This is a genomic window from Streptomyces sp. H39-S7, from assembly GCF_027158205.1.
Lineage (GTDB): Bacteria > Actinomycetota > Actinomycetes > Streptomycetales > Streptomycetaceae > Actinacidiphila.
Map to the genome: position 1 here is coordinate 22,483 of NZ_JAPVLU010000051.1, position 24,810 is coordinate 47,292.

The window sequence follows — 24,810 nt, forward strand, 5'->3', positions numbered from 1 at the left end:
CTCTGGCAGGGTGACGTCATGGACGCGGCAAGCGGTGAAGAGCGGGGTACGACGGAGCGGGTGCTCACCCTGCTCGGGCTGCTGCAGCAGCGGCGGGTCTGGACCGGTCCCGAGCTCGCCGACCGGCTCGGGGTCACCCCGCGCACGGTACGGCGTGATGTCGGGCGCCTGCGCACGCTCGGCTATCCGGTACACGCCGGCCAGGGGGTCGGCGGCGGCTACCGGCTCGGCCCGGGGCAGGAACTGCCGCCGCTGCTGCTCGACGATCAGGAGGCGATCGCCACCGCGGTCTCGCTGCTCGTCGGCGCGGGCGGTGCGGTCGCCGGAGCCGGCGACGCCGCGCTGCGGGCGCTGACCAAACTCGACCAGGTGCTGCCCACCCGGCTGCGGCACGAGGTGCGCGCGCTCTCCGGCTCGGTGGAGTCCTTCGACGGGGGCCGCACGCCCGTCGATCCCGAGGTGCTCATGACGCTGGCCCGGGCCTGCCGCGACGAGGTGGAGGCCGGTTTCGACTACCCGTCCGGGAACGAGGTGCGACGGCGGCGGGTCGAGCCCTACCGTTTGGTCGCCTCCGACCGGCGCTGGTACCTCTTCGCCCACGACCTCGACCGCGACGGCTGGCGCAGCTTCCGCGTCGACCGGATGACCGAGGTGTCGGCACGGGCCTGGCGCTTCCGTCCGCGCGCGGCCCCCGACGCGGCGGCGTACGTGCAGGAGGGCGTGGCGAGCCGGGTCTACGAACACCAGGCGCGCTTCCTCGTGCACGCGCCGGCCGACACGGTGCGCGCGCAGATCCCGGCGTCGGCGGCCGTCGTACGCCGGCGGGGGAGTGGACGGTGCGAGGTGCTCAGTGGCGCCGCCGACCTCGACGCCGTGCTCATGCACGTCCTTCTGCTGGGGCACGACTTCGAGGTACTCGACCCTCCGGAACTCAAGAGCCGCTGCCACACGCTGGCGAAGAGACTGCGGGCGGCCGGGGCGACGACCGCACCCGTGCCGGGCTCGGAGGCCTGAGCCGCGAAAACCGGTGGAGCGGAGTCGCTGTGCGCCACTACCGTGCTGCGGAACCGAGTCGTCAAGTCCAGGACGTGCCGTTGTACACCGTGTGAGACCCCCCGAGCGCTGATTCGTCGCGCGTCGCGCCTGCGCGCCGTGCTGCTTTTTGCTGCGGACTTCTCACTGAAACCGGTGTACTTCTGTGCTCAACACCTGGGTGGTCATGCCCACCTGCCTTCCGCTCGTCCTCCGCCGTTGCCACGCGTGCGGGTCCGACCGCTTCCGGACGAGCGGCAAATTTCGCGTCAACGCCAACCACAAGCTCATCGACGCCTGGCTCCTCGCGCTCTGCACCGCTTGCGGGGAAACGGCGAAGCTCACGGTCCTGGAGCGGATACATGTGCGCTCCGTACGGCCCGAGTTGCTCGACCGGCTGCATGACAACGACCCCGGCCTGGCAGCTGAGCTGCTCCAGGATCCGGTCGTGCGGCACCGCAACCGCATCGCCCTCGACTGGGACAACGCCTGGCGTCTCGACACCGGTGGATCGGACCACCTGGACCGTGAGGTGATCGACGTCTCGGTCCGCTTCGCGGCCCGGATCCCTGTCCGGCCGGTGCGACTGATCGATGAAGGCTGCGGCCTGTCGCGGGCGGAGGTCGAAAGAGCGATCACGGAAGGGAAGCTCGTCGCGGCGGTACGGCTGAGCGGCAAGCTCTCCGGCGACTTCACCTTCACGCTCAAGCGCTGAGCCCTCCCCGGGTTCCGGGGCCTGTCCGGCAGATTCCGCCGGACAGGCCCTAACCTGGCCTGATGACGCAGCCAGCGAGCACCGTTGTGCTGATGTGCGGTCCTCCGGGGGCGGGCAAGACCACGTACGCGATGGCCCTGGTGCGCCGCGGTTACGTCCGACTCTCGATCGACGAGGTGGTCTGGCGGCGGATCGGGGGCCGTGACGCCGGCCTGGTGCTGGAGACGGAGAGGTACGACGAGCTCAGGAACCAGGTGCGGCAGGAGCAGCGGCGGGAGTTGGTCGAGTTGATGCGTACCGGACGGGACGTGGTGGTGGACTACAGCTTCTGGAGCCGCGCCGCTCGCGACGAGTACAAGGCGATCGTGGAGCGTCACGGCTGCCACTGGGAACTGGTGCACCTGAAGGCGGACCGGGCGACGCTGGAGCGCCGCCTGGCGGTCCGCAACCGCGAGGAGGGGGCCAACGCCGTCACCGTGGACGAAGGCCTGCTCAACCGCTACCTGGCCGATTTCGAGGAGCCGGACGGCGAGGGCGAGCAGGTCCGGCGACAGACGTGGGGTTGATGGCCACGGCCCATCCCGGCGAGGGCTCGTGCAGGCTCAGGGCACGTTCCACTTCTGGTTCGCCCCGCCCCAACAGGTCCAGATCTGCACCTGGGTGCCGTTGGCGGACGACTCCGTCGGGGCGTCCAGACAACGGGTCGACCGCGGGTTGCGCAAGGAGCCATCGGGTTGGCGCTGCCAGATCTGGGCGGCGGTGCCGTTGCAGGTGAAGAGCTGGACGCGGGTTCCGTTGGCCGTGCCGGCCGAGGTCACGTCGAGGCACTTGCCGAGTGCGCGGACCGTGCCGCCGGTGGAGGCGGCCCACATCTGCGCGTTGGTGCCGTTGCAGTCGTAGGTGTCGACCTTGGTGCGATCGGTGTTGTCGGCCCCGGCCACGTCCAGGCACGTGCCCCGGACGCCGATGAGCGGGGTGGCCGCCGACGCGTCGGCGGGCACCACGGTCCACAGGAACGTGGCCGTGTCCTGCGCTCCGGCCGCGTCGCGGGCGGTGACGTCGACGGTGTAGGTGCCCGGGCGGGCGGGGGTGCCGGTGATCTGGCCCCCGGAGGTGATCGCGGTGCCGCCGGGCAGCCCGGTCGCGGTGAAGGCCGGGGTCTGTCCGCCGGTGCTGTCGTATGCGGTGATCCGGACCGAGACCGGCCTGCCGGCGAGCCCTTCCTGGGCTCCGGGGTTGGTCACGGTCAGGGGGCGGCCGAGCTGAGCTGTGGTGACGTCGACCGTACCGGTCAGCGGCAGGTTGCCGGCCGAGTCCCCGACCGCGATGGTGTAGGCGCCCGCGCCGGCCACCCAGCCACCGGCGGACTCGCTGTAGTGGGAGAGGCTGCGCTCGGTCAGGGGGAAGGTGACGGTGGTGCCGGCGCCGGGTTGGAGGTCGACGCGGGCGAAGCCCTGGAGTTGCCTGGCGGGCTCACCGGAGGCGGCGGGCTGCGTCACGTACAACTGGGCGACGTCGGCCCCGGCGCGTCCCCCGATGTTGGTGACGGTCGCGGTGACCGTGAGCACGCCCCCCTTCGGCAGTGTCCCGATGCGCAGGTTGCTGAAGGAGAAGGCGGTGTACGACAGGCCGTGGCCGAACGGGAACAGCGGTGTGAGGTGGTTCGCGTCGTAGTGGCGGTAGCCGACGTTGACGCCTTCGCTGTACTGGACGGTGCCGTTGGCGCCCGGCCACTGCGCGGTGGTGTGCGCGGGCACCTGCGACAGGGACGTCGGGAAAGTCACCGGGAGGTGACCGGACGGATTGCTGTCGCCGAACAGCAGCGACGCGATGGCGGCACCGTAGCCCTGGCCCGGGTACCACGCCTCCATGATGCCCCTGACGGATCCGGCCCATGGCATGGCCACCGCGGAGCCGGTGTTGAGTACCACGACGGTGTTGGGGTTGGCGGCCGCGACCGCGGACACCAGACCGTTCTGCGTGCCGGGCAGGTCGATACCGCTCAGGTCCTTCCCTTCGCCGGTATCGCCGCTGACGAACACCACCGCGACACGGGCCGTCCCGGCCGCGGCCGCGGCGGCCTTGACGTCGGAGCCGTCGTGGTAGGTGACGGTGGCGTTGCCCGCTCGCGCCCGAATGCCCTGCAGCGGGGTGATGGTGCCGCTGGACTGGACGTGTGCGCTGCCGCCCCCGCTGGTCCGGGCGTTGTCGGAGGCCGTGCCGATCACCGCGATCGAGGTGGTGGACGAGGTGAGCGGCAGCACGTTACCGCTGTTCTTCAGCAGCACGGTCCCCTCGGCGGCGAGCTGGGCGGCAGCGGATTTGTGCGCCGCGCTGGTCGCGGGCTGGGCCGGCGAGCCGGTGGGCGCCCTGTCGAACAGCCCGAAGGCGAACATCTGGGTGAGGATCCGCGTGGTCATCGCGTCGAGTGTGCTCCGACCGACCTGACCCGAGGCGACCGCGTCCTCCAGCGCCTTGCCGTAGTAGCCGTCCTTCCCGGACATGTCCTGGTCGAGGCCCGCGTTGGCGGACGGCGCGGTGGACTGGACGGCGCCCCAGTCCGAGGTGACGAACCCCTGGAAACCGAACTGCCGGCGCAGCGCGGTGGTCAGGAGGTAGGGGTTCTCGCAGGCCTGGACGGCCTGAACCTTGTTGTACGAGCACATCACCGACGAGGTCGCGCCCTGCCGCACCGCGTCACGGAACGCGGGGAGGTAGATCTCCTGGAGCGCCTTGGTGCTGACGTCGACGTTGATTCCCGCGCGGTTCCCGCCCCGGTTGGTCTCCTGGTTGTACGCGGCCAGGTGCTTGACCTGGGCCATCATGCCGGTGGACTGCACTCCGCGGATGGTGGCGGCGGCCAACTGACCGTTGAGGAAGGGGTCTTCGCCCATCGACTCGAAGGCGCGGCCCCAGCGGGGATCGCGCACGATGTTGATGGTCGGACCGAGGTCCACGGTACTGCCCTTGGCACTCTGCTCCGCGCCGATGATCGAACCGTACCGCTGCTCGGCACCGAGGTCCCAGGTGGACGCGATGCTGACCGGGGCCGGGAGCTGGGTGACCTCGGTCGCCCCGTTGCCGACCCCGGCCGGACCGTCGTGGAGGTTCATCGCGGGTATGCACAGCGAGCCGATCGCCGGGGTGAACCCGACGTAGCTGGACCCGCCCGCTCCCGTGGACAGTTGCACCTTCTGCGCGGTGGTCATCGCGGCCAGCAGCCAGGTGATCCGTTGCGGTATCGGGTCGGCGGAGTGCACCCAAGGGCAGCCACGGGGTGCGGCGGCGGCGACCGTAGGGAGATCGGACACGCTCAGACCGCATCCGGCCAGGACCAGGACGGCAGCGGCGAGACACGACGTGGGTCGCTGCGCGGGCAGGCGAAAGCGGTACACGAGTCCTCCAGGTGCATGCTGGATCGGGTGACGGGTGAGGAGGTCCGGGCCGCTACGGTGATGCGTCACAGGGCGCGCGGAGTTCGGTCAGGATGTGCGCTGCTGAGACTGCTGGCTCGCGCGCACCGAAGGGCAGGGCCACCCCATGGGGTGGGCCCCGGTGCCATTCGATTCGTCCGCGACGTCCAGGCACGTGCCGCTGTGCCGGGTGATGACCTGGTGATACCCGCTCCCGCGCCCCCGGAACCGCAACTGCCGTTTCCCGCAGACGCACTTGGCCGCGCACCGTCCGCGGCGGTGCGCAGGTCCGCTCCATGCCGATCGTCCGGCCGGTCTGCGTCGCTGACGGATTCGCTCATGCCGGCGATCCCGCCCCGTTCCCGTACCGCACGACGGTTGGCCGGGCCGCAGGGCGGTGCGGCTGTTCGGGGTCATGGATCACGTGAGTGTGGGCAGGCGGGTGCGTGAGGGGAACGGCTCCCCTCCATGGCCGGCGCTCGTGCCCGGCTCCCCGCGAACAGAGAGGCTGCTTTCGTGTCGAAGGTTGAAGAATCCGTCCAGGTCGATGTCCCCGTGAGCAGCGCCTACAACCAGTGGACGCAGTTCGCATCGTTCCCCCACTTCATGGAAGGGGTGGAGCGCATCGAACAGCGCACGGACACGCTGACGCACTGGGTCACGAAGGTCGGTGGCGTGGAGCGGGAGTTCGATGCGGAGATCACCGAGCAGATCCCGGACGAGCGGGTCGCGTGGACGACCCTGGCAGGCGAGGTCAAGCAGGCCGGGGTGGTGACCTTTCACCGCCTGGATGACGCCAGCTGCAAGGTGATGCTGCAGCTCGACTTCGAGCCGGAGGGCCTTGCGGAGAACGTCGGCGACAAGCTCGGCATCGTCAAGCACCGGATCACCGGCGACCTCAAGCGGTTCAAGGAGTACATCGAGGACCGCGGACGCGAGTCCGGCTCCTGGCGCGGCGAGGTCTGACCTCCGGGGCCGCTGATCCTCCCCTGCCGCCGGACGCGTGATGCGCCCATCGGGTGGATCGGCGGCCCGCGCTGTCCGGGCCGCCGCCCCATGGGGGACGCATAGCGGGCGGGGACGAGGGAACGCTGCCGAGTCCACGCGTCCGCCCGAAGCAGGCGAAACCGGCGGCAGGCGCCATGTCACGACACGGAGGACCGAATGCACGCGGAGTCGGTTGCGCGACCTTTCGTCGCGACCCCCCAGCGGCAGAACGCCCCTTCCTTCCCACCCACGGGTGCGGACGCCGTCGATATCGACGTGACCGGTGCGGTCAACCGTGAACTGAGGTTGTGCTGCGGCGAGTTCGTGACGTTCAGTCGGTCCCTCGACGCCACCTTCGCCACCGACGTCGCGGAGCGGCTCGCCGCGTACACCCTGGGCGGTGGCTCGCGGATCCGGCCCCGGTTCCTCTGGTGGGCCATGCGGGCGTGCGGCGGTACGGATGCGCACGTGGCCGGGGCGTTGCGTATCGCGGTGGCGCTCGAACTCATCCAGAGCTGTGCACTGGTGCACGACGACGTCATGGACCAATCGGCCGTCCGCCGTGGCCGGCCCTCCTTCCATGCGCAAATCGCACTGCAGTACCCCCCGGGCGCCCGGGAGGACGGTCAGGCGCCCTTCGCGCTGTCGGCCGCTGTCCTCGCCGGTGACCTCGCGTTGTCGTGGGCGGACGACCTGGTCGCCGGAGTCGACCTCAGGCCGGAGGTCCGCGCTGAGATCCTGCGGATCTGGCGGACCATGCGGACGGAGATGGTGGCCGGCCAGTACCTCGACCTGCACGGTCAGGCGACCTCCTCACGATCGGCCGCCCAGGCCATCAGGACCGTCTGCCTGAAAACCGCCCGCTACACCGTGGAACGGCCCCTGGCCCTGGGGGCGGCGCTGGCCGGGGCCGACGACGCCACCGCCCGCGCGCTGGCCGCCGCCGGTCGGTGCGCCGGTATCGCCTTCCAGCTGCGCGACGACCTCCTGGGCGTGTTCGGCGATCCCCAGGTGACCGGCAAGCCCTCGGGGGACGACCTGCGCTCCGGTAAAGCGACGTACCTGCTGGCCCTGGCCCACGCGCGGGCCCGGGCCACCGGCGCCACCTCCGTCATCGAGCGCCTGCGGGACTGCCGGGGAAGCACCGAACTGTCCGGTGCGGCCCTGTCCACGGCCCGGGACGCGCTGCGGTCCACCGGTGCTCCGGCGCAGGTCGAACGGCGGATCGAGCGGCTGGTGCGCGCTTCCGAACGCCACCTCGTGGCGGCAGGCCTGCAGGGCCCGGCCGCCCAGCGCCTCGCCGAACTGCTGGCCCGGATCGCCACGCCTCCGCGCGAGCACGCGAGCGCCGGCGCGACGGCCGACGTTCCCGCGGGACCCCGATGAGGACGGTCGCCGGGCGCACCGACCACGTCGTGGTCGTGGGCGCCGGCCTGTCGGGCCTCTCCGCCGCTCTCCATCTGCTCGGCGCGGGCCGACGCGTCACTCTCGTCGAACGCGACCTCCTCCCCGGCGGCCGGGCGGGGCGCATCGAGCGGGACGGCTACCGCTTCGACACCGGCCCCACCGTGCTCACCATGCCGCACCTGCTGGAGGAGGCCTTCGCCGCGGTCGGTCAGACGATGTCCGACCGGCTGACCCTGCATCCCCTGCACCCCGCCTACCACGCCCGGTTCGCCGACGGCAGCGGCCTCGACGTCCACACCGACGCCTCCGCCATGGAGGCGGAGGTCGCACGGTTTGCCGGGGGCCGGGAGGTGGCCGGCTACCGGCGCCTGCGTCAGTGGCTGCACGACCTCTACCGGGCGCAGATGGGTCGATTCATCGACACGAACTTCGACTCGCCGCTCGCGCTGCTCCACCCGGACCTGGCCCGGCTCGCCGCACTGGGCGGGTTCGGCCGTCTGCAGCCGAAGATCGGTCAGTTCATCGCGGACGAGCGGCTCCAGCGGGTCTTCACCTTCCAGGCCCTCTACGCGGGCGTGCCGCCGGCTCGTGCGCTCGCTGCCTACGCCGTCATCGCCTACATGGACACCGTCGCCGGGGTGTACTTCCCCGAAGGCGGCATGCACGCCGTCCCCGCCGCGATGTCGGCGGCCGCCGCGGATGCCGGCGCCACCTTGCTGTACGGGCAGAGCGTCACCCGGCTGGAGCGCACCGGCGAGCGGATCACCGCCGTGGTCACCGACCGGCAGCGCATCCCGTGCGACGCGGTCGTGCTGACTCCGGACCTGCCCGCCGCCTACCGGCTGCTCGGTGCCCGCCCGCGCCGGCCGCTCGCACTGCGCCATTCCCCGTCGGCGGTGGTCCTGCACGCCGGCACCGACCGCACCTGGCCCGAACTGGCCCATCACACGATTTCCTTCGGCGCCGCCTGGAAGCAGACGTTTCGCGAGCTCACCGACAGCGGAAGCCTGATGAGCGACCCGTCCCTGCTCATCACCCGGCCCACCGCCACCGACGCGCACCTCGCTCCGCCCGGCAGGCACACCCACTACGTCCTCGCGCCCTGCCCCAACACCTCCGTCGGCCCCTCCGCCGCGTCCTGGGCCGACCTCGGACCCCGCTACCGCGACACGTTGCTGCGTGAACTGGAGCGCCGGGGCCTGACCGGCTTCGCGGACGCCGTCGAGACCGAACTCCTCGTCACCCCCGCGGACTGGACCGCCCAGGGCCACGCGGCGGGCACCCCCTTCTCGGTTGCCCACACCTTCCCGCAGACCGGCCCCTTCCGCCCCCGCAACCTGGTGCGCGGCACCACCAACGCCGTACTGGCCGGCTGCGGCACCACTCCGGGCGTCGGCGTCCCCACCGTCCTGATCTCCGGCCGCCTTGCCGCGCTGCGCATCACGGGCCCGCCCGCGCTCCGCCACCGGGCCGCGACACCCCTCTCCGCCGCGACGAAGGACAGCTCCGCATGACACGACGCGAACTCGATGCCGCGGCCATCACCGATCCCGTGCTGCGCGCGGCGTTCGACCGGTGCCGCCGCCTCAACGCCCGCCACGGCAAGACGTACTTCCTCGCCACGCGGCTGCTGCCCGGCTCCCGCCGCCCGGCCGTGCACGCCCTCTACGGATTCGCCCGGCTGGCCGACGACATCGTCGACGACCTGGCCGCCCCCCGCGCACCCGGTGACCGCGGGCAGCGGCTGCGGGACCTGTCCCAGGACCTGCACGCGGCGATGGACGGCGGTCCCGGCTGCCATCCCGTCGTCACCGCGGTGGCCCACACCGCCCACCGCTACCGCATCCCCCACCGCTACTTCGACGACTTCCTGACCTCCATGCGCAGCGACCTCACGGTGACCGACTACGGGACGCTGGAGGCGCTGCGCGGATACATGCACGGTTCCGCCGCCGTCATCGGTCTGCAGATGCTGCCCGTGCTGGGCCATACGGCCCCCCGGGACGAGGCCGCGCCGTACGCCGCCGCCCTGGGCGAGGCGTTCCAGCTCACCAACTTCATCCGTGATGTCGGTGAGGACCTAGACCGCGACCGTGTCTACCTGCCCGCCGACCTCCTCGCCGCGGACGGTGTGGACCGGGAGCTGCTGCTGTGGAGCAGACGCACCGGGCGCCGGGACCGCCGCATCACGCGCGCTCTGCGCTCCGCCGCCGCCCTGACCCGTCGGTTCTACGCGCAGGCGGCACCGGGTCTCGACATGCTCGAACCCGTCTCCCGGCCCTGCGTCCGCACCGCGTTCGTGCTCTACGGGGACATCCTGGACGCCGTAGCCCGCGACGGGTACGCCAGCGTCCACCGCCGCTCCGCCGTCCCCCTCACCCGGCGGGCGGCCGTCGCGGCGACCGGCCTCGCCAGGATCGCGGCAGCCCGGCTGACGGCGCCCGCGGTCCCCGCCGCCGCACGCCTGTCCGCCGTCGAGGAGCCGCCCCGATGAGCCCGACCGCCCCCCGCCGCCCTCGCTTCCCGGTCAGCCTGCGCCGCAACCCGCCGGCCTGGCACCAGCAGGAACCCACGTGGCGGGCCGCCTCGCCCCGGCTCATCGACGCCGCCCTCAAACGCGCGCAGACCCGCCCGGCCGGCAACTGGTACGTCCTGGGCCCCAGCGCCGCCGTCCGACCGGACGCCGGCTACGGGGTCACCGTCGAAGGCACCGAGATCGTCGCCTGGCGCGCCGCCGACGGGACCCTGCTCGCCGGTCCGGGCGCCTGCCCGCACCTGGGCGCCGCGCTGGCCCGGGCACCCGTCCGCTGCGGCACCTTGGTCTGCCCCTGGCACGGGCTGTCCCTCGACGGCGCGCCCTTCGCCGGCTGGCTCCCCTACCCCGCTCACGACGACGGAGTACTCGCCTGGGTGCGACTCGATGCCCACGGCGGCGAGGAACCCCTCGACGCCCCCGCCGTACCCGTCCGCCCGCCCGCTGCCGTCTCCCTGACCACCGTCTACACCGGCACCGGCGTCTGCGAGCCGCAGGACATCGTCGCCAACCGGCTCGACCCGTGGCACGGCGCCTGGTTCCACCCGTACTCCTTCGCCGACCTCACCGTGGTCGACGACGGAGAGGAGAGCGACGTGCTCACCGTGCGGGTCTCCTTCAAGCTGGCCCGCCGCGTGGTCGTGCCCGTGACCGCCGAGTTCACCGCGCCCGGCCCCCGCACCGTCGTCATGCGCATCACCGAGGGCGAAGGCGTCGGCTCCGTGGTCGAAACCCATGCCACCCCGCTGGGAAGCGGCCGCGACGGCCGCCCCCGCACCCGCGGCGTCGAGGCCGTCGTCGCCTCGTCCGAGCGCCCCGGCTTCGCCCTCCGCGGGGCGGTCAGCGCCGCCCCAGGCCCGCCAGCGCCCGGGCGGCGGCGGACCGGCCGCGCCGCGGCACCGTCCACAGCGTCTCGCCCCGCACGCCCCACCGCTCCAGCAGCGCGTTCGCGGCCAGGAACCCGCTGGTGGCGGCCCGTTCCATCAGCGCGACCGGCAGCCCCGTACGCACCAGGTCCCCGGCGACCACCACGCGGGCGTCCGTCGTGCGCACACCCGGCCGGTCCTGGTAGCCGCCGACGGTGAACAGCGGGCAGTCCGCCCGCCATTCGTGCCGGGCGTCGATGATCTCCGCGTCGGCGGTCTCCGGGTAGACCTCCCGCAGTTGACGCACCAGACGCTGCTCCACCTGCCCGCGCTGTCCGGCCGGATCGACGGCGTACGCGTGCAGTTCCACCACCGAGCCGCCGGTGCGCAGCGCCCAGCGGTGCGCCTCTCCCTCCCACCGGTCCAGGACACTGACGTTGTCCAGGCCGTCGTAGCCGCTGGTGCCGAGGAACCCGGGCCGGTCGCCCGCCACCGGCCGCGACAGCCACAGCCGCGACACCAGGAACGGTGGCGCCGTCCGCAGCCGGGCGATCCGCTCCCGCCACGCGGAGTCCACCAGTTCGGGCGAGGCGCCGACGACCGTCCGCAGACCGCCGGTGTCGAGGGCCAGCACCACCCCGTCGTACGGCTCACCGGCCGTGTCGGTGACGACCGTCATCCGTTCCTCGTCTGCCGGGAGCACTTCACCCACCGCGGTACCCGTACGGATCTCCACGCCGAGCGTGCCGAGATACCGGGCCAGCGGGTCCCACAGGCCCTGGGGGAACGGTTCACGCGGCACGTCGAACAGCAGCCCCTCGCTGCTGCCGAGGAAGTAGATGTGGAACATCAGCACCAGTTCCGCGGCCGACAACGTCGCCGGATCGGCGAAGAAGCTGCGCGAGAAGACCTCGAAGGCCAGATGGTGGGCCGCTTCGGGGAAGCGGATCGCGGCCAGGAAGTCCGTGGCGCTCGTCCCGTCCAGCTCCTCGTACACACCCGGAACCCCGACGTCGAGCAGCGGCAGTGCGGCCCGCGGGTTCATCCGCCCCAGATCCCGCCAGCCGAAGGACGGGCTGCGCGCGACGAAGCCGAGGGCGCTGAGCGGGGGTGTACGCGGTACGCGCGCGAAGCTGTCCTGCCCGCCGTCGCGGTGGCGCAGCGGATAGTCCGGCAGCCCCGTCAGACCGTGGAGGCCCGGATCGGTCCGGCGCAGCAGCGCCCTCAGGTTGTAGTACTGCCGGAAGAACGCGTGGAAACCCCGGCTCATCGTGGCCTCCGAACCGTCGGCCAACTGCGTGGGCCACCCCGAAAGCCGGCCCCCCAGCTGCGCGTCCCGCTCGTACAACGTCACCCGCACCCCGCGCTCGGCGAGAACAGCGGCGGCCGACAGCCCGGCGATTCCCCCGCCGACCACCGCCACCCGCACCTCGCGCCCCTCGAGGCGGGGGCGTCCGCCGCGGGGGTCGATGCGCCGGGCCAGCCGGTCCCGGCCCGGGTAGGGCGCGCTCATGCGGCGACCCGTCCCACGAACGTGTGGGTGATCCCGGTCTGCCCCCCCGGCAGCGGCAGCCCGCGGTCGTCCCCGAAACCGGCGGCGCGCATCCGCGCCGCGAACGCGTCGGCGGTGTCGAAATCCAGCACACTGCGCCACAGGTGTTCGTACAGGGCCGTGTCCCCGCCCGCCCGGCCCACCGGCATGATCACCGCCTGGCACACGGCCGTCCACAACGGCCGGTGCACCGGACGCCCGCTGAGCGCGTACTCGTGCACGGCGATCCGTGCGCCGGGCGCCATCGCGGCGCGCACGGCCGCCAGCGTCGCATCGGGGTCGGTCACGTTACGGAAGAGGTAGGCGGCGAAGACGGCGTCGAACGGTCCGTCGACGCCGGCCGCAACCAGCTGTTCCGCCGCCGCGTGGACGAAGCGGACTCCGGGGGGCCACGTCTTGGCCGCGGCCCGTTCGAGCATGCCCGCCGAGGCGTCCACCGCGGTGATGTCGGCGTGCCCGGCGGCCGACAGCAGCGCGGCGGTCGAGGCGCCGGTACCGCAGCCGAGGTCCAGGACGCGGGCCCCGCGTCCGGCGTCGGGCAGTCCCAGCCGGCGGGCTGAGCGGCGCAGATGTCCGTGGTAACCGGGGCTCGCCGCGACCAGCAGGTCATAGCGTGCGGCAGCATGATCGAAAGCGGTCGACAGGGCGTCGTCGCGCAAGAGGGACATGACAGCCTTTCAATGGAGTCCCGGCCGGTGGGCGGGGACGGATCGGGAGAGCAGCGGCAGTTCCAGCAGCGAGCGCAGCATGGGCACGATGGGCGTGCGCAGACCGATGCCGAAGTCCTCGAAGGGCGACGTCGCACCGTCGAGGAACCGCAGAACCTGCTCGGCGGGCACGGACGAGAAGAGTTGTGCGAAGAACTGCCCGCCGTCCACCCGTCCGGTGTTCACGGCGCGCAGCAGCACCGCGTCCATCGCCCGTGCCCTGCGTCCGTGCGGGGCGGGTACGCGGCTGGGGGAGCGGCCGGTTCGTACGGCCTCGGCGAGGTGACGGCTCTGGCGCTGGATCGCGGCGAAGGTGTAGCCCGTGGACGGGCGGGTCGCCCCGCCGGCCGCCCCGATGAGGAGGACCCGGCGCCCGCTGCGGCGTGGGAAGCGGCCGTCGGTCATCGGGATCACTCCCTGTTCACGCTCCCGCACGGTGTAGTCCCCCAGAGCGAGGATCGACGCGCAGTAGTGGCCCAGGGCCCGCTCGTAGGCCGCCTCGTCCAGGACAGCGGGGGAGATCTCCGTGTACTCGACCAGCGCGTCGTGCGGGCTCAACGGCAGCACGTAGCCGAACGCCAGCCCGCGGGACGGCTGGGGGAGACGGAAGTCCATCAGGACCGCGGCGCCGGGATCGAAGACCGGTGCCGCGGTGTGCACGAACCATCCCCGGAAGTGCTGGAGCAGGGTGGTGCGGGCGGCCGGCAGCTCCCGGGGCGGGCGCGAGTCGAAGACGAGCCCCGACCGGAGCTCCACGGGCGCCCCCGAGGCGTCACGGCCGCGGACCACGGCTTCGTCCCCGACATCACGCGCCGAGTCCACCGCCAACCGCCGCACGTCGGTCCCGCGGGCGCCGAGACGTTCCGACATGGCTGCCTCGAACCGGTGCGACCTGAGCATCTTGTACCGCAGCGGTCCCAGCGACCGGTCGATGACCGTTCCGTCCGGGGTGTACACCCGCAACCGGTTCCAGCTGGCCGCCAGCAAGCTGTCGTAGGGCCCCTCTCCGGCCTCCCAGTAGCACCAGGTCCGGTCGGGTGGACGCAGCGGCCCGGGCGGAGCCTCGACCACGACCACCCGCGGGGCAGCCGTTCCCCCGTACGCGGGCTCAGTGAGCCCGACCGCCAGGGACAACCCGGCCGCCCCCGCCCCCACCACCGTCACATCCGCGTCCCAGCTCACTCCTCGGCCTCCTGCCCTGCGCGCCCACCAACAGTCCTCCGCGCGGAGACCCCGGCGGAGGCAGTAAACAGCCTGCTGGGCCGCCTGCCCAAAGGAACGCGGCCAAACGGGGGGCGGAGGGGACGCAGTTGACCGGCGAGGAAGGCCGACGTCTGATCGACGATTTCGTGGGAGGCACTTTCGGCGCGGTGGGTGCCGACCTGGTTGTGGTGGCCATGGTCCGGGGGCGTCCTACCGAGCTGTCAGGGCCAGAAGACGACCGCGAGGGCGATGAGCGTGCCGAGGGCTATGAGGCCGCCGAAGGCTCCGAGGACCAGAGCGACCTTCATGCCGGCCGGTCGCACCTCGTGCCAGCCCAGTTCCTCGGCCACCCCCCGGATCAGGCGATGACCGTCGGCGGACGAGAAGTGGTGCCGCTCGGAGCCGTCCGCGGTGCGGCTCCATGTCCGGTACCGGCTGCGGCCGGTGGTCACCGTCCAGCCCGGCACCCCACCCCGGCCGCGCTCCTGGGTGCGGACGACATCCGTCAGCGTGAACGCCCCCTCCCGCGGCCGCAGCTCGACGCGGTACGTGTGCACCTGAGTGAGGTGGCGACCGCTGGACGGCAGGACGTCCACCGCCAGGTCGAACCCCCGCTCCGTCCGCGACCATCGATAGGACGTCCCCGTGATGGCGACCTGGACGCGGGCGTACAACTCCGTCGGATCGGTGGCGCTGTGGGTATCACTCATAGGCGCGATGGTAATCCGCCGCTGTCGGAAACCCGTGTGGCCGCAGCACGCCGGCTGCGTAGGGTTGGGCAATGCCCGATCTGCAGCAGTTGCGTACACGCCACGCTCCGGCGGTCCTGGACTTCGAGCTGGCGAACCGCGGGTACTTCGCCGCTTCGATCCCGGACCGAGGCGACGACTTCTTCGACCGGTTCACCGACCGGTACAACGCCCTGCTGGCCGAGCAGGCAGTCGGCGACTGCGCCTTCTACGTCCTCGTCGCGGAAGACGGCACGATCCTCGGCAGGTTCAACCTGGTCGACATCAAGGACCGCGCCGCAGTACTCGGTTACCGGGTCGCGCAGCACGTCGCCGGCCACGGCGTGGCGACCGGGGCCGTCCGGGATCTGTGCCGACTGGCGGTGGAACGGCACGGGCTGCACACCTTGCGGGCAGCGACCTCGCGCGAGAATGCCGCGTCCCAAAGGGTTCTGAGCAAGGCGGGTTTCGTCCCGCTCGGCCCTGCCGACCCCGCCGATCTCGGCGGCAAGCCGGGCACCTGGTACCAGCGGGACCTCGGTGTTCCGACCGTGGACCGTGAGCCGGTGGACCGGCCCAACGCGTGATGGGACCACCGGGACGGAGATGAGGCACCACGGCGCAGCGACCTTTCAGTACCTCCGGACCCACAGCTGCCATCCGCCGAGTACCCGGCTGCACATGTAGGACGCGTAGGGCCCGCGGTTCACGAGGTTGTGGCCGGTCTGCGAGCACTCGATCTCGGAGTGGTAGGTGGCCCACAGGAAGAAGGGCGAGTCGACGGCGACCTGCGCTGTCCGGGCGACCGGGACGGAGGGTGCAGCAGCGGGGCTTGCGGTGGCTGCGCCGGGCGTCGTCGCCAGCGACAGCGCGGCGCTCGCTCCCGTCAGTATCGTTACGACGCGGTTCATCCTGCTCATCGGGTCTCCTCGAGTCGTCGGGGTGGGTGAAGCGGAGCCAACGGTCGGGCAGTGCGACGGGACTTCCGCGCTGCCCACGTCCCGTGGAACGGGGGAGCGGGCGGCGGCGAAGTTGGCCGGTTCCTCACCGGAGCCCGGCGCCGCGTGCGACAGTCCTCGATCAGGACGGCAACATCGACCGCTGTCCGCGGACACCGCCAGTCTGCGGACCGACATCCGGTGCGGTCATTGGCTGCGCGTGCACGCATCCTTGTCGTTGCGCGCAGACCCGACAGGCGCGACAAAGGGAGTGCCGGGTTCCGGACAGCCCGGTGATCGCGGTTCGGTGCGGATCACCGGCGATGGGTGAGGGCGCAGGCCAGGTCCGATCTGCCCCTTCCAGCACGGACGGTCCTCCGGTACTCGGACGGCGGCAGGCCGTACGCATGGCGGAAGCTGCGGCTGAATCCCGCCGGGTCCTCGAGTCCGTTGCGGGAGGCGACGGCGTGCACGGGGAGATGGTCCAGCCGCGGATCGGCCAGATCGTGCCGGCACCGTTCCAGCCGCCGGCGGCGGATCATCGCCGACACCGTCTCCTCCCGCTGCCGGAAGAGCTGATGCACCATGCGGACGGAAACGTGGTGGCCCGCGGCGACGGTGTGCGGGGAGAGCTGCGGGTTCGCGAGGTTCTCCTCGATGAAGGCTTCGATGCGGGCCAGGAGCGCGGCGCCGCGAGCCTCGGGCTCCAAAGACGCATGGGCGTCGAGTTGTTGCGCCAGCAGTGCGTGCGCGAGGTGCATGGTCGCGGTCCCGAGCCGGGCACTCTCCGGGGCCTCCAGCCGTGAGGCCTCCTGGAACAGGACGCGCAGATGCTGGGCGAGAATCGCACCGATTCCCGCGGAGGCGGAGATCGGCGTGGCCAGGAGTTGAGCGATCCCGCCCTCCGGAAAGGGGAGGAGCTTCCTGGGCAGATGCAGGACGATGCCCTGCGAGGGTCCGCTGTCCGCACTGCTGGTTCCCCGGCCGGTATAGGGCTGCGAGGAGCTCCACATGACGAAGTCCCCTGCGGACAGCACGGCTTCTCTGCGCGACTGCGCAACGCTCATGGCTCCGCCCGCGACCAGCGTCAGTTCGTAGGTCTCCGGATCGGACTGCTTGATGAGAGCCGGCGTGCGCTCCGATCTCAGGGCCGGGAACGACATCCTGGTCGCTTCCAGGGGTCCCGCCGAGAGCATCTCCACCCTGCCGACGAAATCGGCGGCATGGTCACTGCTGATACGGGTCGGCGCCGCTCCGCGGCTCACGGTCTCGCACCACCAGTCGAACCGGTGCGCCGGGGGCAGCGCCAACGTGTCCACGACGCCGAACACCTGCAGCCTCCCGAATATCCCGCCGCCTCTTCGGATTCCCTCCCCGTTGGGCGGCCGCGCGACAACGCGCCCGTCGCGCCGCGCGCGTGAAGGGAACCTCGTTCTGCCCACGGGAGGCTACGCAGAACCGCTCGAAGGTATGCCGCCAGCTGCGTCATTGGCCGAATCGCCCCGACCGCGCGGGCACCGGCCGCCGCCGGCGCCCGCGCTGGGTGAGGGAGTTCCATCGTGCGAAGCGGAGGGCCTGGTCCGTCCCGCCGCCAGACCGGCCTCGCCCCACCGCATGGGCCGCATGCCCTCCGCGCCCGCCCGTGAGCGACCGGCACCTTTCGTCGGCCTGATGAGGCGCAGCGGTCTCAGTCGACGAGTGCGCCGGCGGACAGATTGACGATGGTGCCGGTCATGGCTCCCGCCCGGTCCGAAGCCAGGAACGCGGCCGTCTCCGCGACTTCGGACAGCGTGGGCAGCCTCTTGAGGAGCGTGCCCTGCGCCATGCCTCCGCCTTCGAGCAACTCCTGGACCGACTGCCCGGCCGCTGCCGCGGTCTGCTGGAAGAGGTCCTTGGTATAGGAACCCGCTGCCGGCGCGTCGACGACGGCGTGTGGGCGGATGCCGATCACCCTGATGTTGTTGGGGGCCAGCTCCGCGGCCAGTACCCGCGAGAAGGCCTCCTTGCCGGCAGCGCTCACGCTGTGCCCCAGGATGCCGCCCACGGCCAGTTTGGAACCCGGCTCGGACAACGTCAGGATGATGCCAGGACGCTCGCGTCCCATGTGCCGTGCCACAGCTTTGCTGGTGATGAACAGCGTGCGCAGAAAGCCGTCGACCGGCCGCATGAACTCCTCCAGCGAGAGGTCCGCCAGCAGGGTCCCCTGGTCGTGCGGGACACTGACGGCGTTGAGGGCGATGTCGATGCTGCCGGCCGTCGACGCGATGGCGTCGGCGTGCTGGTCGACCGCCTGTTGATCGAGGACGTCGACCCGCGCGGTCTCGACGGTCCCGCCCGCGGCGGCGATGTCACGTGCCACGGCGTCGAGCTTGGCCTGCGTCCGCCCGGCGATGAAGACCCTCGCGCCTTCCCGCGCGAAGACCCGGGCGACCGCGCCGCCGATAGCGCCCCCGCCTCCGTAGATCACAGCGTTCCTGTCGGCCAGCAGCCCACTCATATGTTTCCTCCAAGGTGATGGGTTCTCTGCGAGGTTCCCGGAGACGACGGCCGCACCGTCGCCCTGGTCAGTCGCTTTTCCGGCTCTGGCGTTGCATCTCTTCGGCTATGCGCTTGATGCGGTTCAGCCGGGCGTCCCAGGTCCTGCCGACTGCGTCCAGTTGCCGGACGGCGCGGGTGAGCTGCGCCTCGTCCACTTCGTAGCGCCGCTCGCGGCCCATGGGTGTCGCGTGCACGAGGCCCGCGCGATCGAGGACACCCAGGTGCTTGGTGACCGCTTGGCGCGATATCGGAAGATGATCGCTCAGGCTGGTCGGCGTACCGACTCCCTCCGCGAGCAGCAGGTCGAGCAGACGGCGCCTGACCGGATCGCCGATCGCCGACCAGAGTTCGTCGTCGACGGCGGCGCTCATCGCGCCACCACGGAAACGGCGTAGCCCCGCAGCCTGGGCAGGAACAGGTCCCAGCCGCGCTCATGGTCGTGGAAGGCTTCCTCGAGCACCGCGGCTTCCCAGCCCTTCTCCCGCCAACCGCTCTCCGCCAGGCGCAGGATGGTGCCGTCACCGGAGGGCTCGAGCTCGAAGGTGATCAGGAGGGAGTTGCCGGCGTCGGGCAGTTGGCCATCGGGAGCGATCCAGCGGATCGCGAATCTGTGGGGCGGATCCACGTCGACCACCGTGAACTGTTCCACCACGGCCCGGTCACCCCACGTCAGTTCGCCGACCGCGCCTGGCGCGGGCTCGAACGACGCGTCATCGGACCACCACATCTTGAGGTGCTCGGGGCGGCTGACGACATCGAACACGATCTCCGGTGCCGCGTCGATACGGATCTCGCGCTCCAACTTTCCGAACTCCACCAGGGACCTCCAATAAGCAACCATTGGTTGCGTATGACTTTAGAGGCCACTCGGGCAATGCGCAACCTTGCGTTGCGCAACGACGGCTACATCGAGCGTATCGACGCTCTGACCGTTTCGAGCGCCGCTGCCCGGTCCTGGTCGGTCATATGGGCCGGTCCGTAGGTGATCACGGGTTCGAGAACCCGGTAGCCGACGAATTCCAGCATCCCGCGGTGAATGTGGAACAGGAAGTCGTCCATCGAGCCGAAGGCTCCACCGGGGCTGAACGACTGACTGGATCCGCCGGTCGTGAACAGCAGCATCGCGCGCTTCCCGGCGAGCGCCGCGTCGCCGAACAGGCCGTAGTCCCCGCCGAACGTCCCGCCCATCACGAAGACCCGGTCGACCCACCCCTTGAGGATGGCGGGCAGCGAGAACCACCACATCGGGAATGACAGCACGAGCAGATCGGCGGCGAGCAGCCGGTCGAGATGGGCCCTGACCGCCGCGTCGAGCGTCCCGTCCTCGACCGCGCGCATCTGTTCGGCCTGGGGCTTGAAGGGCCCGTCGATCGGCGCGAACTCCTCGCGGGCGAGGGCCGGGTTCCACGTCTCGGAGTAGAGGTCGAGGACGTCGACCCGGTACCCGGTATCGCGCAGGGCCTGGGCGGCGGTGGTCATCTGGGCCGTGCTGAACGAGTGGGGCTCGGGGTGGGCATGGACGATCAGGGCGGTGGGGGCAGCATTGGATGTCGACATGAAGAGATCATATCGACATATCGCGATTCGTCAATCAGATGCTGGTGTCCATCGCGCGCGCCACCTGTGCCAGCCGCTCGGGGTCGCGCCGGTAGTGCGTCCACTTGCCCACGCGAGTGGGATGCACGAGCCCCGCACGTTCGAGCGTGCTCATGTAGCCGGAGACGGTGGACTGGGCGAGGCCCGACTTCGCCTGGATGTGTGTGACGCACACGCCGACCGACTCCCGGTCCGCGATCGGCTCGTACTCGCGGAAGTGCGTCTCCGGATCCTTGAGCCACTGCATGATCTGCAGGCGGGCAGGGTTGCCGAGGGCCTTGAACACCTCGATCAGATCGCCCGGATCCGAACCCGTCGTCCCAGCCATGAGCCACCTCTCTCGCACACGCACGTCGACACATCACGATATCTCGATCCCGGATCGCATCCCGATCCCGGACCGCGACCGCCCTGTTCCGAGCCACCCCGCCAACGAGTGGGGCAAACTCGTGCGACGGAGTACCCCGCACCATGCTGATGCCGGCTCCGCAGCATCGGCAGCCGCCCCGGCGTCGCGCCCGACCCCGCAGGAAAGCAGAGAAGATGACCAACCGGAACGACCGCGTGGACCACGAACTGATCGCGGCCGCGGCGCACGTCGCGGCCACGCGCTGCCAGGGAGACAACCACACCATGGCGGCCGCGGCCCGCGCCCGGGACGGCCGGATCGTCACGGCGGTGAACGCCTACCACTTCACTGGCGGCCCCTGCGCGGAACTGGTCGTCATCGGCACCGCGGCCGCTCAGGGCGCCTATGACCTGGACACCATCGTCGCCGTGGGGGACCGCGAGCGCGGGGTAGTGCCTCCCTGCGGCCGCTGCCGCCAGGTCCTGCTGGACTACTTCCCGGCCCTCGACGTCATCGTCGGCACGAGCGACGGCCTGCGAACCGTCTCCATCACCGACCTCCTGCCCGAGAGCTACGTCTGGTCGGACCACCAACTCGACGCCGAGTGAAGCGGTGCGGGTGAGGTGGCGGCGGGAACATTCGCGTCCGTCGCCTCGTTGGCCGTGAACCCGTCCACGTCGCTGTCCCTGGGAGCATCGTGCCCGAAACCACACCCAGCGCCACCACCTCCACCGCTCTTCGTGTACTCCCGGGCCTGCGCGTGCAGGCCGAGCGCCTGATCGAACTGGGGGTGCACGCGATCGCCGGGTTGTCCGCGGCCGAGCTTCGCGGCTTCGCCGAGGACGCCGAAGCCGCCGAGAATCCGGCGGGCGGCGAGGGCGCCCTGCTCGCCCTCCACCCGGAGCGCGCCCCCGCCTCCGCGCTCGCGCCGCTGCTGCTCCGTGACGACAAGCCGGGCTTCGTCGTCACCGACATGCCCGACGTCGACCTCTTCACCCCGCTCGACACGGTCGCCCTGCCCGACGCCCCGCTCTACCTCCTCACCGGCGTGGACCGCGGCGACGAGATGGCCAACTGGAGCCCGCAGGAGGCGCTGCCCGCGCTCACCGCGCAGGGCCGTACCCCGTTGGCGCTCACCGAAGGCATCCACTGGGTGCTGCAGCGGCCCGACGTCCTGGAGCGCAACCACTGCTTCATGACGATCGGCTCCCGGTTGCCCAAGGCCAACGGCACCCTGGACGCCCGCACCCCGGCGATCTGGATCAGTAACGGCTCCGGGCGGGACGGCCGGGACCGCCGCAACGCCGCCAAGGTCGGCTGGTGCTGGGCGGGCAACCGGCACACCTGGCTGGGCTTCGCCTCCGCGACGGGCCGTCGGACCAACGGGGGCTAGGCATGCGTTGATTACCTCCCGGGTCGAGCCCGGCTCGGCGTCCCGCTTCGGGCTGTTCAGGATGATGGGAGCGGGCCATGATGGCCGGATGGCGGTCAGGTGGGGCATGCCGGGAATTCCCGACTGACGCATATCTGATGGCACGTCAAGCCGTCCTGCCCGGTACGGCCTTCGTGCGGTCTGCCCGCGCTCCGGTTTGTGCGCCCCGGCGGGATCCGGCCAGGGTCACCGGAAGGTGCCGGTGCGGCCGTCCGGGGGTTGCCGGGCCCTGACTGCCGGCTCCTGGCCTCTGCTCCCGCCGCCGCGTGCCAGGTCTGCACGGGTGGCGGGTCCACCTCCGGGTGGCGCGCCGGTGGCGCCGGTGTCCTCCGGGGGCCCTTACGGAGGATCCCCGAAGCGCCTGCCGACCGTTGGGAATCGGCCGGATTGGTGTGCGCTTTTTGGCCCCGGGTAGGGATAACTCAGCCAGACGGAAGGTTGTCGGAATTTCGGACGGCGGCGGATTCCTCGCCACATCGTGAGCGCGACGCCGTAACACCGCCGCACGCCGGACGGTTGCATGGCGAGGGTAAAGAATGGGATAAGAAGCAGCAATCGTTTCCGGCGCCACAAGGTTTGATTCAGCCGTATCTTGACAGAGGGCGTGGCCGGGGTACGGTAATTGGGTGACCTCTGCACGTGCGGTCACTCGGCGTGCCTCATTATTTCTCATGTTTCTACAGGAAAAGTCGGCCTGAAGGAATTGTGAAGTGGGTATGAATATAGGAGTTTTAGGTCCGCTGTACGTCTCCCTCGATGACACGGTGCACCAGGTGGAACTGGCGCCGAAGCCGCGCACCGTGCTCGCCGTCCTGCTGGCCAACGCCGGCCGGGTCGTCCCCGTCTCGTCCCTGGTGCGCGAGATCTGGGAGGACGACCCACCCGTGAGCGCGCTGCGCAACGTTCAGACCTACGTCTTCCAGTCCCGCAAGGTGCTCCAGCAATTCACCGGCCTGTCGGCGCGGTCGGTGGCAGGCGAGTTGCTGATGACCAAGCCGGGTGGCTACGTCTTCAGCGACAGGTCGGCGCAGTTCGACTACGGCGCCTACCGGAGCCTGGTCACCGACGGCCGCGGAGTGATCCGGCAGGGGGATGACGCGGAGGGGCTGACCATCCTCAGCCGCGCGCTCGACATCTGGCGCGGCCCCGCTTTCGTGGACGTGACGACGGGGTTCGCGCTGGAGGCGCAGCGGCGTGAACTGGAGGAGTCGAGGCTCGGGGTGATCGAGGATCTCTCCGACGTCAAGATCAGGATGGGGATGTACCACGAGGCCATCGCCGATCTCGCCGTTCCGGTTTTCGAGCATCCGCTGCACGAAGGGCTGCATTGCACATACATGCGCGCCCTCAGCATGTCGGGGGACCGGGTCCGCGCGCTCGACGTGTTCGGCAGGCTGCGCCTGAATCTCGTCTCGGATCTCGGCATAGAGCCGGGCACGCCGGTGCAGGAATTACAGTACCGAATTCTCAACTCGGGCTAGAGTTTTGCGGGAAACGGGCGCCATAAGGGATTCGATGGGAATTCTGTGAGCATACGGTGGGAATGTGGGGTCCGGAACAATCCGCTCACACGGCCCCGTATCCGCCGTCCACCGGGAGGATGGCGCCCGTGGTGTAGGCCGCCAGCGGCTCGGCGAAGTTGGCGATCCACCAGGCGACCTCCTCGGCGCTCCCCACCCGGGCCAGCGGGAGCAGTTCGTGTAATCGGTGGATGGCGGTCACGGCCCGGTCGCCGAGAGCGTTGTTCTCCAGGATGGGTGTCTCGATGGGCCCGGGCGCCACGGACACGACGCGGATGCCGCGGTCGGCGAGTTCGCCCGCCCACGTCCGGGTGAAGAAGTCGAGGCCGGCTTTGGCCGCGCCGTACAGCGACAGCCCCGGCCAGCCCCGCTGCCCGAAGGACGCGCTGATGTTGACGACGGTCCCGGCCGACCGGGTCAGCGGCGCCATCGCCGCCTGGGTGATCAGCAGCGGGGCACGCAGGTTGACGGCCATGAAGCGGTCGAAGTCGTCGGCGGACACGGTGCCCAGCGGTGTCCACCGCAGGCTCCCGGCACCGTGCACCAGGACATCGATGCCGCCGAACGTCTCCAGCGCGGCCGCGATGATGGCGGTGGGCGACGCCCTTCCCGTGACGTCGGCACTCATCGGCACGATGGAGGACCTGTCCCTGGCCGTGGCCACCAGCTTCTCCCGGGTCCGGCCGACGGCCAGGACATTGGCGCCGCGGTCGGCCAAGGCGTGTGCCGTCGCCCGCCCGATGCCGCTGCCGGCTCCGGTGACGACCGCTGTCATCCCAGTCAGGGTGCGGGTCAACGCGACGTCTCCTTGTGAGAGGTGAACGAATCCTGCTAGCTGGAAGAACACCTCCCACGTCATTCGGTTGCATCGCCCGCCACCCCGGCCCGCCGCCCGCTGCCTGCCGGTCAGCCCGCGGGTGCCCCGCTGCGGGTGAGGGAGCGGGACGCCGTCCGGTCCGAGAGCAGGACGTGGTCGACGCCGCGCGTCAGCTGGTGCCGGTCGGCCGGGGGATCGACGCGGTCCATGATGCGCAGCGCGCCGCTGGACGGATCGCGGACCGCCCGGTCCCGGGTGCAGAACCAGCCCGCTCCGTCCGGATCGCCGTCGGGCAGGAATCGGGCGGGCGCCTCCTCCGGCCCCCAGTACGGGGTGCCGGTCATCCGGACCTGGAGCTCACCATCGACGATCCTGACCCGTACCCCTGGGGCCACCATGCCCACCGAGCCCGGGGCGAACCAGCCGGTTGGGTCGGCGGCGACGATGCCGGTCTCCGTCGTGCCGTACGCCTGGCCG

General features: G+C 71.2%; 24 protein-coding genes and 2 pseudogenes. 12 read left to right on the forward strand and 14 right to left on the reverse strand.

Annotated features, from left to right (window positions below):
- The first annotated feature begins 18 nt into the window (after positions 1–18).
- From O3X23_RS35355 to O3X23_RS35365, 3 genes are all read left to right on the forward strand, one after another.
- Entirely contained in the window at positions 19–1,014 is a 996-nt protein-coding gene (locus O3X23_RS35355) for a helix-turn-helix transcriptional regulator (RefSeq protein ID WP_269276715.1), read from the forward strand.
- A gap of 184 nt (positions 1,015–1,198) precedes the next feature.
- Positions 1,199–1,747, forward strand: coding sequence for a DUF1062 domain-containing protein (locus O3X23_RS35360; RefSeq protein ID WP_269276716.1), 549 nt, complete (start codon positions 1,199–1,201; stop codon positions 1,745–1,747).
- A 62-nt stretch (positions 1,748–1,809) separates the two neighbouring features.
- Positions 1,810–2,313: an AAA family ATPase gene (locus O3X23_RS35365; protein WP_269276717.1), complete on the forward strand. Its 504-nt coding sequence runs from the start codon at positions 1,810–1,812 to the stop codon at positions 2,311–2,313.
- Positions 2,314–2,349: 36 nt separating this feature from the next.
- Here O3X23_RS35365 and O3X23_RS35370 read toward each other — a convergent pair whose 3' ends face one another.
- Positions 2,350–5,058: a glycoside hydrolase family 3 C-terminal domain-containing protein gene (locus O3X23_RS35370; protein WP_269276718.1), complete on the reverse strand. Its 2,709-nt coding sequence runs from the start codon at positions 5,056–5,058 to the stop codon at positions 2,350–2,352.
- A gap of 618 nt (positions 5,059–5,676) precedes the next feature.
- Here O3X23_RS35370 and O3X23_RS35375 point away from each other — a divergent pair.
- The 5 genes and pseudogenes from O3X23_RS35375 to O3X23_RS35395 form a co-directional block, all read left to right on the forward strand.
- Entirely contained in the window at positions 5,677–6,126 is a 450-nt protein-coding gene (locus O3X23_RS35375; protein ID WP_269276719.1) for an SRPBCC family protein, read from the forward strand.
- 198 nt (positions 6,127–6,324) lie between these two features.
- Entirely contained in the window at positions 6,325–7,533 is a 1,209-nt protein-coding gene (locus O3X23_RS35380; protein WP_269276720.1) for a polyprenyl synthetase family protein, read from the forward strand.
- Positions 7,530–9,068: a phytoene desaturase family protein gene (gene crtI, locus O3X23_RS35385; protein ID WP_269276721.1), complete on the forward strand. Its 1,539-nt coding sequence runs from the start codon at positions 7,530–7,532 to the stop codon at positions 9,066–9,068. The genes O3X23_RS35380 and crtI overlap by 4 nt, the downstream gene beginning before the upstream one ends.
- Positions 9,065–10,048, forward strand: a complete 984-nt coding sequence (locus O3X23_RS35390; RefSeq protein WP_269276722.1) for a phytoene/squalene synthase family protein — start codon at positions 9,065–9,067, stop codon at positions 10,046–10,048. The genes crtI and O3X23_RS35390 overlap by 4 nt, the downstream gene beginning before the upstream one ends.
- Positions 10,045–10,944: pseudogene (locus tag O3X23_RS35395) on the forward strand (DUF5914 domain-containing protein); the annotation flags it as partial. The gene O3X23_RS35390 and the pseudogene O3X23_RS35395, both read left to right, overlap by 4 nt.
- On the opposite strand, the gene O3X23_RS35400 reads toward O3X23_RS35395, so the two are convergent.
- From O3X23_RS35400 to O3X23_RS35415, 4 genes are all read right to left on the reverse strand, one after another.
- Complete coding sequence (locus O3X23_RS35400; protein ID WP_331283985.1) at positions 10,928–12,466, reverse strand: FAD-dependent oxidoreductase; 1,539 nt, start codon at positions 12,464–12,466, stop codon at positions 10,928–10,930. The pseudogene O3X23_RS35395 and the gene O3X23_RS35400 overlap by 17 nt on opposite strands.
- The gene (locus tag O3X23_RS35405; RefSeq protein ID WP_269276724.1) at positions 12,463–13,173 is read right to left on the reverse strand and encodes a class I SAM-dependent methyltransferase; all 711 of its coding nucleotides are present in this window, start codon (positions 13,171–13,173) and stop codon (positions 12,463–12,465) included. The genes O3X23_RS35400 and O3X23_RS35405 overlap by 4 nt, the downstream gene beginning before the upstream one ends.
- A 9-nt stretch (positions 13,174–13,182) precedes the next feature.
- Positions 13,183–14,394: a lycopene cyclase family protein gene (locus tag O3X23_RS35410; protein WP_269276725.1), complete on the reverse strand. Its 1,212-nt coding sequence runs from the start codon at positions 14,392–14,394 to the stop codon at positions 13,183–13,185.
- A gap of 242 nt (positions 14,395–14,636) precedes the next feature.
- A complete protein-coding gene (locus tag O3X23_RS35415; protein ID WP_269276726.1) occupies positions 14,637–15,125 on the reverse strand; it encodes a hypothetical protein in 489 nt (162 codons plus the stop codon).
- Between the two features lie 71 nt (positions 15,126–15,196).
- Between O3X23_RS35415 and O3X23_RS35420 the strand changes: the two genes are divergently transcribed.
- A complete protein-coding gene (locus O3X23_RS35420; protein ID WP_269276727.1) occupies positions 15,197–15,730 on the forward strand; it encodes a GNAT family N-acetyltransferase in 534 nt (177 codons plus the stop codon).
- Between the two features lie 45 nt (positions 15,731–15,775).
- Here the strand turns inward: O3X23_RS35420 and O3X23_RS35425 are convergent, their stop codons facing one another.
- The 7 genes from O3X23_RS35425 to O3X23_RS35455 form a co-directional block, all read right to left on the reverse strand.
- Complete coding sequence (locus O3X23_RS35425) at positions 15,776–16,063, reverse strand: hypothetical protein (protein ID WP_269276728.1); 288 nt, start codon at positions 16,061–16,063, stop codon at positions 15,776–15,778.
- A 332-nt stretch (positions 16,064–16,395) separates the two neighbouring features.
- Positions 16,396–17,412, reverse strand: a complete 1,017-nt coding sequence (locus O3X23_RS35430; RefSeq protein WP_269276729.1) for a helix-turn-helix domain-containing protein — start codon at positions 17,410–17,412, stop codon at positions 16,396–16,398.
- A gap of 356 nt (positions 17,413–17,768) precedes the next feature.
- Positions 17,769–18,578: an SDR family NAD(P)-dependent oxidoreductase gene (locus O3X23_RS35435; RefSeq protein WP_269276730.1), complete on the reverse strand. Its 810-nt coding sequence runs from the start codon at positions 18,576–18,578 to the stop codon at positions 17,769–17,771.
- A gap of 67 nt (positions 18,579–18,645) precedes the next feature.
- Positions 18,646–18,990, reverse strand: a complete 345-nt coding sequence (locus O3X23_RS35440) for an ArsR/SmtB family transcription factor (RefSeq protein WP_269276731.1) — start codon at positions 18,988–18,990, stop codon at positions 18,646–18,648.
- Positions 18,987–19,421, reverse strand: a complete 435-nt coding sequence (locus O3X23_RS35445) for an SRPBCC domain-containing protein (protein ID WP_331283986.1) — start codon at positions 19,419–19,421, stop codon at positions 18,987–18,989. Before O3X23_RS35445 ends, O3X23_RS35440 begins: the two co-directional genes overlap by 4 nt.
- Before the next feature lie 101 nt (positions 19,422–19,522).
- Positions 19,523–20,176 (reverse strand): NAD(P)H-dependent oxidoreductase, encoded by a 654-nt coding sequence (locus tag O3X23_RS35450; RefSeq protein WP_269276733.1) that lies wholly within the window; start codon positions 20,174–20,176, stop codon positions 19,523–19,525.
- Between the two features lie 34 nt (positions 20,177–20,210).
- On the reverse strand, positions 20,211–20,543 hold the full coding sequence (locus O3X23_RS35455) for an ArsR/SmtB family transcription factor (RefSeq protein ID WP_269276734.1): 333 nt from the start codon (positions 20,541–20,543) through the stop codon (positions 20,211–20,213).
- A 215-nt stretch (positions 20,544–20,758) separates the two neighbouring features.
- Here O3X23_RS35455 and O3X23_RS35460 point away from each other — a divergent pair, with 215 nt between their 5' ends.
- From O3X23_RS35460 to O3X23_RS35470, 3 genes are all read left to right on the forward strand, one after another.
- Complete coding sequence (locus O3X23_RS35460; RefSeq protein ID WP_269276735.1) at positions 20,759–21,172, forward strand: cytidine deaminase family protein; 414 nt, start codon at positions 20,759–20,761, stop codon at positions 21,170–21,172.
- 89 nt (positions 21,173–21,261) lie between these two features.
- The gene (locus O3X23_RS35465; RefSeq protein ID WP_269276736.1) at positions 21,262–21,957 is read left to right on the forward strand and encodes a DUF5701 family protein; all 696 of its coding nucleotides are present in this window, start codon (positions 21,262–21,264) and stop codon (positions 21,955–21,957) included.
- 755 nt (positions 21,958–22,712) lie between these two features.
- Positions 22,713–23,477 (forward strand): AfsR/SARP family transcriptional regulator, encoded by a 765-nt coding sequence (locus O3X23_RS35470; RefSeq protein WP_269276754.1) that lies wholly within the window; start codon positions 22,713–22,715, stop codon positions 23,475–23,477.
- A gap of 85 nt (positions 23,478–23,562) precedes the next feature.
- On the opposite strand, the gene O3X23_RS35475 is transcribed toward O3X23_RS35470, so the two are convergent.
- Positions 23,563–24,291: an SDR family NAD(P)-dependent oxidoreductase gene (locus O3X23_RS35475; protein WP_269276737.1), complete on the reverse strand. Its 729-nt coding sequence runs from the start codon at positions 24,289–24,291 to the stop codon at positions 23,563–23,565.
- Positions 24,292–24,422: 131 nt separating this feature from the next.
- Positions 24,423–24,810: pseudogene (locus tag O3X23_RS35480) on the reverse strand (AMP-binding protein); the annotation flags it as partial.

What these genes read in the sequence shown, in the direction of transcription:
- O3X23_RS35355 (WP_269276715.1), top strand. Translation starts at nt 19, where the DNA reads ATGGACGCGGCAAGCGGTGAAGAGCGGGGTACGACGGAGCGGGTGCTC.
- O3X23_RS35365 (WP_269276717.1), top strand. Translation starts at nt 1,810, where the DNA reads ATGACGCAGCCAGCGAGCACCGTTGTGCTGATGTGCGGTCCTCCGGGG.
- O3X23_RS35380 (WP_269276720.1), top strand. Translation starts at nt 6,325, where the DNA reads ATGCACGCGGAGTCGGTTGCGCGACCTTTCGTCGCGACCCCCCAGCGG.
- crtI (WP_269276721.1), top strand. Translation starts at nt 7,530, where the DNA reads ATGAGGACGGTCGCCGGGCGCACCGACCACGTCGTGGTCGTGGGCGCC.
- O3X23_RS35390 (WP_269276722.1), top strand. Translation starts at nt 9,065, where the DNA reads ATGACACGACGCGAACTCGATGCCGCGGCCATCACCGATCCCGTGCTG.
- O3X23_RS35400 (WP_331283985.1), bottom strand. Translation starts at nt 12,466, where the DNA reads ATGAGCGCGCCCTACCCGGGCCGGGACCGGCTGGCCCGGCGCATCGAC.
- O3X23_RS35405 (WP_269276724.1), bottom strand. Translation starts at nt 13,173, where the DNA reads ATGTCCCTCTTGCGCGACGACGCCCTGTCGACCGCTTTCGATCATGCT.
- O3X23_RS35415 (WP_269276726.1), bottom strand. Translation starts at nt 15,125, where the DNA reads ATGAGTGATACCCACAGCGCCACCGATCCGACGGAGTTGTACGCCCGC.
- O3X23_RS35420 (WP_269276727.1), top strand. Translation starts at nt 15,197, where the DNA reads ATGCCCGATCTGCAGCAGTTGCGTACACGCCACGCTCCGGCGGTCCTG.
- O3X23_RS35425 (WP_269276728.1), bottom strand. Translation starts at nt 16,063, where the DNA reads ATGAGCAGGATGAACCGCGTCGTAACGATACTGACGGGAGCGAGCGCC.
- O3X23_RS35435 (WP_269276730.1), bottom strand. Translation starts at nt 18,578, where the DNA reads ATGAGTGGGCTGCTGGCCGACAGGAACGCTGTGATCTACGGAGGCGGG.
- O3X23_RS35440 (WP_269276731.1), bottom strand. Translation starts at nt 18,990, where the DNA reads ATGAGCGCCGCCGTCGACGACGAACTCTGGTCGGCGATCGGCGATCCG.
- O3X23_RS35450 (WP_269276733.1), bottom strand. Translation starts at nt 20,176, where the DNA reads ATGTCGACATCCAATGCTGCCCCCACCGCCCTGATCGTCCATGCCCAC.
- O3X23_RS35455 (WP_269276734.1), bottom strand. Translation starts at nt 20,543, where the DNA reads ATGGCTGGGACGACGGGTTCGGATCCGGGCGATCTGATCGAGGTGTTC.
- O3X23_RS35460 (WP_269276735.1), top strand. Translation starts at nt 20,759, where the DNA reads ATGACCAACCGGAACGACCGCGTGGACCACGAACTGATCGCGGCCGCG.
- O3X23_RS35470 (WP_269276754.1), top strand. Translation starts at nt 22,713, where the DNA reads ATGAATATAGGAGTTTTAGGTCCGCTGTACGTCTCCCTCGATGACACG.
- O3X23_RS35475 (WP_269276737.1), bottom strand. Translation starts at nt 24,291, where the DNA reads ATGACAGCGGTCGTCACCGGAGCCGGCAGCGGCATCGGGCGGGCGACG.